Source organism: Caloramator quimbayensis, from assembly GCF_900167605.1.
Taxonomy (GTDB): Bacteria; Bacillota; Clostridia; order Clostridiales; family Caloramatoraceae; genus Caloramator_B; species Caloramator_B quimbayensis.
The window spans coordinates 1-1,551 of sequence record NZ_FUYH01000064.1; the positions used below are offsets into that span (position 1 = coordinate 1).

The 1,551-nt window shown below is 29.8% G+C and carries 1 protein-coding gene; it reads left to right on the forward strand.

The annotated features are described in order from the left end of the window. Nucleotides 1-133: 133 nt before the first annotated feature. Nucleotides 134-1,399: a class II D-tagatose-bisphosphate aldolase non-catalytic subunit gene (locus B5D15_RS15180; protein WP_078697932.1), complete on the forward strand. Its 1,266-nt coding sequence runs from the start codon at nt 134-136 to the stop codon at nt 1,397-1,399. The last annotated feature ends 152 nt before the right edge of the window (nt 1,400-1,551 follow it).

A 1,551-nucleotide genomic window follows, 5' to 3' on the forward strand; every position in this document is an offset into this window, starting at 1 on the left:
GCATGTAAACTAACGAACCGCCGTATACCAGACCGGTACGTACGGTGGTGTGAGAGGACGCTGAATAAAATAATTATTCAGCTCCTACTCGATTAAATTTTACTAAATTGAATTAATACTTTGGAGGTATATCATGAAAAAAATCAGTATTTTTGAGATAGTAAAAGCATCTTTAAATATGAAAGGAAAAGATAAAGCAACATTACTTGGGATAGGTCCTATGTCAAAAACACTTATTAAGGCATCAATGATATTAGCAAAAGAAAAGGATTTTCCACTAATGTTTATTGCAAGTAGGAATCAGGTTGATTTAAAGGAATTAGGTGGAGGATATGTTTGTAATTGGGATCAAAAAAGTTTTGCTTCAGATATAAAAAAAATAGCTGAAGAGGTTGGGTTTAATGGATTGTATTTTTTATGTAGAGATCATGGTGGACCATGGCAGAGGGATAACGAGAGAAATGCTCATTTGCCAGAAAATGAAGCAATGGAATTAGGTAAAAAGTCTTATTTAGAAGATTTAATAAATGGATTTGACTTATTGCATATAGATCCAACAAAGGATCCTTATATTGTAGGTAAGACAGTTCCTATGGAAATTGTACTTAAGAGAACTATAGAATTAATTGAATATGTTGAAAGAGAAAGAAAAGAAAGAAATCTTCCACCTATAAGTTATGAAGTGGGCACAGAAGAGACTAATGGAGGATTGACTTCGGAAGAAGCTTATGAAACTTTTATCAAAACATTAATTGAAGAATTAGATAAAAGGAATTTACCAAAGCCATCATTTATAGTTGGACAGACTGGTACATTAACAAGATTAACCGAAAATGTAGGTAATTTTAATACTAAAAATTCTAAAAAACTTGCTGATATAGCTAAAAAATATAGTGTAGGACTAAAGGAACATAACGGAGATTATCTTGACGAGGCAATATTATTAGAGCATCCTGCACTTGGAATAACAGCTATGAATGTAGCTCCTGAATTTGGATCCGTAGAAACACAGGCATATTTAAAACTAATAGAAGTAGAAAATAATTTGTATGAACATGGCATTATTTCAAAAAAATCAAATCTTGAAAAAGTTATTAAAGAGGAAGCAGTAAAGAGTTTAAGATGGAAAAAGTGGATGGTTGGAGATAAGGTAAATCTTAGCATAGAAGAAGTGTTAAGTGATAAGGATTTAACTGATCTCATTACAGAGATAAGTGGTCATTATACATTTAATAATGAGAGAGTAAAATGTGAAATACAGCTTATGTTTGATAATCTAAATAAAGCAGGAGTTGATGGAGAAAAATATGTTATTAATAAGATAAAAGATTCTATAGATAAATATATAAAATATTTTAATTTAGAAGGATTTACAACAAAGGTTTTAAGTAATGTTTAATTTATTAACTGTATATTTTAATTAAATCTTATCGGCATAGATATTATGTATTAATATTTCAGAGATTTCGCACTTGAAAATTTTTAGGGCGATAAGCCCGTTGATTTATAATGGTTAAGAAATAGTAAGTAGAAATTAGGTATTTTCCGATT